The organism is Pseudomonas sp. YuFO20 (assembly GCF_035064975.1).
Taxonomy (GTDB): Bacteria; Pseudomonadota; Gammaproteobacteria; order Pseudomonadales; family Pseudomonadaceae; genus Aquipseudomonas; species Aquipseudomonas putida_AE.
The window spans coordinates 1-4,770 of the sequence record NZ_JAXDEO010000123.1; the positions used below are offsets into that span (position 1 = coordinate 1).

Genomic DNA, 4,770 nt, shown 5'->3' on the forward strand with positions numbered 1-4,770 from the left:
CGTAGCGCGTGAGTCCGTGGCCACCGCGGACCTGTAGGAGCCCGGCTTGCCGGCGAAGGCGCCCTCGAGTATTGCATCGATCTTTCGGGCCTCTTCGCTGGCAAGCCAGCTCCTACAATGGGTTGCGTAGCGCGTGAGTCCGTGGCCGCCTCGGACCTGTAGGAGCCCGGCTTGCCGGCGAAGGCGTCCTTGAGTATTGCATCGATCTTTCGGGCCTCTTCGCTGGCAAGCCAGCTCCTACAATATTTTTTGCGTTGAGCGCAAAACCCTAGGCCAACTCTTGTTCGCGGATCAGCTTCTTGTTGATCTTGCCGACGCTGGTCTTGGGGATCTCGGCGACGAACTTGAACTGCTTGGGGATCGCCCACTTGTTGATGCGGCCGAGCTCGACAAACCCTTGCAGGTGCGCCTCGAGGATCTTGCGATCCAGGTATTGGCCCGGTTCACAGACCACCAGCGCCATGGGCCGTTCGCCCCACTGCTCATCGGCAATGCCGACCACCGCGACCGACAGCACCGCCTCGTGTTCGCTGATCAGGCTTTCCAGTTCCAGCGAGCTGATCCACTCCCCGCCCGTCTTGATCACGTCCTTGATCCGGTCCTTGATTTCCACGCCGCCCAACGGATCGATGGATGCCATGTCGCCGGTATGCAGCCAGCCGTCCTGCCACAGCTCGGCGCCCTTTTGCGGCTCCTTCAGATAGCCTTGGGTCAACCACGGCGCACGCACCACGATCTCGCCCAGGGACTCGCCGTCATGGGCAACGTCATTGCCACTGGCGTCGATGATCTTCAGGTCGACCATCGGCACCGGCGTGCCAGTCTTGATGCGCGTCGGCAGTTGCGCCTGCATGGGCTGCTGGAGGTCTTCGTCGCGCAGGTAAGTCAGGCACAGCAGCGGGCAGGTCTCGGACATGCCGTAGCCGGCGTGTACCACGATGCCCTTGGCACTGGCTTCGCTGGCAATCCCCAGGGGCAGCGCGCTGCCGCCCAGGAGCATTTTCCAGCCGTCGAAACGGGCGGACTTGCCTTGCTCGCAGTTGAGGATCATCTGCAGGATGGTCGGCACACAGTGGGAGAAAGTCACCTTCTCCTCCTGATACAGCCGCACCAGGCTGTTGGGTTCGTAGCGGCCGGGGTACACCTGCTTGATGCCCATCAGGGTCGCGACGTAAGGCACACCCCAGGCATGCACGTGGAACATCGGCGTGATCGGCATGTACACGTCGTCGGAACGCAGCAGTGGCGCGCCCTGGTAGACGCCCAACGAGCCCACGGCATTCAGGGTGTGCAGGACCAGTTGGCGATGGGTGAAATACACGCCCTTGGGGTCGCCGGTGGTGCCGGTGGTGTAGAACAGCGTCGCTACCGAGTTCTCGTCGAAATCGGGAAAGTCGTACTGGTCCGGGCACTGCGACAGCAACTGCTCGTACTCGCCCAGCACCGGCAACGAAGTGTCGCTCGCCTGGTCTTCGGTGAGCTGGACAAAGCCTTTGACCGTGGTCAACCGATCCTGGATCTGTTCCACCAGCGGCAGGAAATCGTCATGCACCAGCACCACATCGTCTTCGGCGTGGTTCATGGTGAACAGCACCTGCTCCGGCGACAGGCGAATGTTCACCGTGTGCAGCACCGCGCCGATCATCGGCACGGCGAAGAAGCATTCCAGATAACGGTGGCTGTCCCAGTCGAGCAGGGCCACGGTGTCCCCGGCCTTGACCCCGGCCGCGGTCAGCGCATTAGCCAGGCGGCGGATGCGCTTGTTGAGGGTCTGGTAGCTGTAACGCAGCTTATCGGCGTAGACGATTTCCCGGCCCGGTTCGTAGCGCACCCCGGACAGCAGCAATTGCTTGATCAGCAAGGGATAGGCGTAGGCGCCGTCGGCGGGTGGAATTATTTTTGTCGCCATCATGATTGAGGTTCCTTGTCCTTTCGATCAGAACTGATCGGCTTGAAGCTCGTAGAGGCAGGCGCTGCCGGCCTTGGCCGATGCGCTCAACGAGTGGATACGCGGCAGCAACCTTGCGAAGTAGAAACGCGCGGTGGCCAGTTTGCTGATGTAGAAATCGTCCTCGGCATCGCCGCTCATGACGGCCTTGGCCATGCGCGCCCACATGTAGGCGTAGGCGGTGTAGCCGAACACCTGCAGGTACTCGACCGAGGCGGCGCCGATTTCGTTCGGGTTGTTTTGTGCCCGGTCCAGCAGCCACGCGGTCAGTTCGTCGAGGGTGTCCACGGCGGCGTTCAAGGGTTGGGTGAACTCGCCGAGGTCAGTGCTGGCGCTGGCGGTGAAGTCGCGGATCTCCGAAGCGAACAGGCGGTAAAGCGCCCCGCCGCTGCCGACGATCTTGCGCCCGGCCAGGTCCAGGGACTGGATGCCGTTGGTGCCTTCGTAGATCTGCGTGATGCGCACGTCGCGCACCAGTTGTTCCTGGCCCCACTCGCGGATGAAGCCGTGGCCGCCAAACACCATTTGCCCGTGCAGGGTGGTTTCCAGGCCCATGTCGGTGAGGAACGCCTTGGCCACCGGGGTCAGCAAGGCCACTAGGTCCTGGGCGCGGGAACGCTCGGTCGGGTCTTCGCTGAACTTGGCGATGTCCAGTTGCAGGGCGACGTAGCTGGAAAACGCGCGACCACCCTCGTTCAAGGCCTTCATGGTCAACAGCATGCGGCGCACGTCGGGGTGGACGATGATCGGGTCGGCGGCCTTGTCCTTGTTCTGTGCGCCGGTGGGCGCACGGCTCTGCAGGCGGTCACGGGCGTACGCCAAGGCGTTCTGGTAGGAACGTTCGCCCTGGGCCAGGCCCTGGATGCCCACGCCCAGGCGTTCGTAGTTCATCATCGTGAACATCGCCGCCAGGCCCTTGTTCGGTGCATCGATGATGTAGCCGGTGGCGCCATCGAAGTTCATCACGCAAGTGGCGGAGGCCTTGATGCCCATCTTGTGTTCGATGGAACCGCAGGACAGCGAATTAGGCTCGCCCAGGGAACCGTCGGCATTGACCAGCACTTTCGGCACCAGGAACAGCGAGATGCCTTTCGGCCCCGCCGGTGCATCCGGCAGTCGCGCCAGCACCAGGTGGATGATGTTCTCGGTCAGGTCGTGGTCACCGCCGGTGATGAAGATCTTGCTGCCGCTGACCTTGTAGCTGCCATCGGCCTGGGGCTCGGCCTTTGTGCGGATCATGCCCAGGTCGGTGCCGGCATGGGCTTCGGTCAGGCACATGGAACCTGTCCAGGTGCCGGCGTACATGTTGGGCAGGTAACGCTCCTTGAGCTCTTCGCTGGCGTGGGCCTTGATCGACAGGCAGGCACCGGCAGTCAGCATCGGGTACAGGCCGAACGACAGGCTGGCGGCGTTGACCATCTCTTCGACCTGGGCAGAAATGGCCTTGGGCATGCCCATGCCGCCGTACTGCGGATCACCGCCGACACCCACCCAACCACCTTCGGCGAAGGCTTGATAAGCCTGGCCGAAACCGTCTGGTGCGGTGACCGAACCCTTGCTCCAGGTACAGCCCTGCTCGTCGGTGGCGCGGTTCAGGGGGGCGATGACTTCGCCACTGATCTTGCCGGCTTCTTCGAGGATCGCGGCGGCGGTTTCTTCATCGATCACCTCGGCCAGGCCAGGCAACCTGGCCCAGAGCCGGGACACCTGGAAAACCTCGTTGAGTACGAAGCGCATGTCGCGCAGGGGAGCTTTGTAATCAGACATCTTGGCTTACTCGGAAGTGGTCACGGCATGCGGCATGCCAGGACGTTCAGTGGATTCAGTGTTCTCGGTTGCCGCGACAGCACCGGGCTGGGGTGCCCGTTCACGCAGCAGGAAGTACGACAGGGCCGGGATCAGGATCAGCGCGCCGAGCATGTTCCACAGGAACATGAAGGTCAGCAGGATGCCCATGTCGGCCTGGAACTTGATCGGCGACCAGACCCAGCACACCACGCCAGCCGCGAGGGTGATGCCGACCAGACCGACCACGCGGCCGGTGAACGACACGGCGTTGCGGTAGGCCTGGGACAGCGGCAGGCCCTGGCGCTGGAAGTGCAATTGCACGCTGAGCAGGTACAAGGCGTAGTCGACGCCGATCCCCACGCCCAAGGCGATCACCGGCAGAGTCGCGACCTTCACGCCGATGCCCATGGCGACCATCAGCGCTTCGCAGAGGATCGAGGTCAGCACCAGCGGCAACAGCGCCACCAGCGTGGCGCGCCAGCTGCGGAAGGTGATCAGGCAGAACAGCGTCACCGCCAGGTAGACGTACAGCAGCATGGTGCGGTTGGCCTCGCGCACCACGATGTTGGTCGCGGCCTCGATACCGGCACTGCCGGCGGCCAGCAGGAACTGGCGATCCTCGGTGCTGTTTTCCTTGGCAAACTTGTCGGCAATCGCTACCACGGCGTCGAGGGTTTCCGCCTTGTGATCCTTGAGGAAAGCGATCACCGGCATCAGCGAGCAGTTGTTGTTGAACAGCTCCGGCGAGTTGACCGAGGCCTGCTGCGCGGCATAGTTCAGCACGTCCTGGTTGCGCTGGATGTTGTTGAGCTTGGGGTTGCCCTCATAGGTGCCGGCGGTGATCTGGCGTACCGCGTTGACCAGCGAAGCGGTGGCCTGCACGCCCGGATACTGCTGCAGCTCCCAGGCCAGGCGGTCGGCGAGGACCAGGGTCTTGTAGTTCAGGCAGCCTTCCGGCGCGGTCTTGATCATCACGGCGAACAGGTCGCTGGACAGCGCGTAGTGGCTGGTGATGTAAGCGTTGTCGCGGTTAT

General features: G+C 63.1%; 3 protein-coding genes. All 3 read right to left on the minus strand.

Features of this window, described 5'->3' with window-relative positions; genetic code table 11:
- Nucleotides 1-268: 268 nt before the first annotated feature.
- Complete coding sequence (locus tag SOP85_RS30675; RefSeq protein ID WP_274077801.1) at nucleotides 269-1,912, minus strand: fatty acid--CoA ligase; 1,644 nt, start codon at nucleotides 1,910-1,912, stop codon at nucleotides 269-271.
- 24 nt (nucleotides 1,913-1,936) lie between these two features.
- A complete protein-coding gene (locus SOP85_RS30680) occupies nucleotides 1,937-3,715 on the minus strand; it encodes an acyl-CoA dehydrogenase C-terminal domain-containing protein (protein WP_323629362.1) in 1,779 nt (592 codons plus the stop codon).
- A 6-nt stretch (nucleotides 3,716-3,721) separates the two neighbouring features.
- Nucleotides 3,722-4,770 (minus strand): efflux RND transporter permease subunit (locus SOP85_RS30685; protein WP_323629363.1); only part of this gene is annotated, 1,049 nt, incomplete at its 5' end.

Bases quoted from the DNA above. Each gene is read 5' to 3' on its own strand.
- SOP85_RS30680 (WP_323629362.1), bottom strand. From the start codon at position 3,715: ATGTCTGATTACAAAGCTCCCCTGCGCGACATGCGCTTCGTACTCAAC.
- SOP85_RS30675 (WP_274077801.1), bottom strand. From the start codon at position 1,912: ATGATGGCGACAAAAATAATTCCACCCGCCGACGGCGCCTACGCCTAT.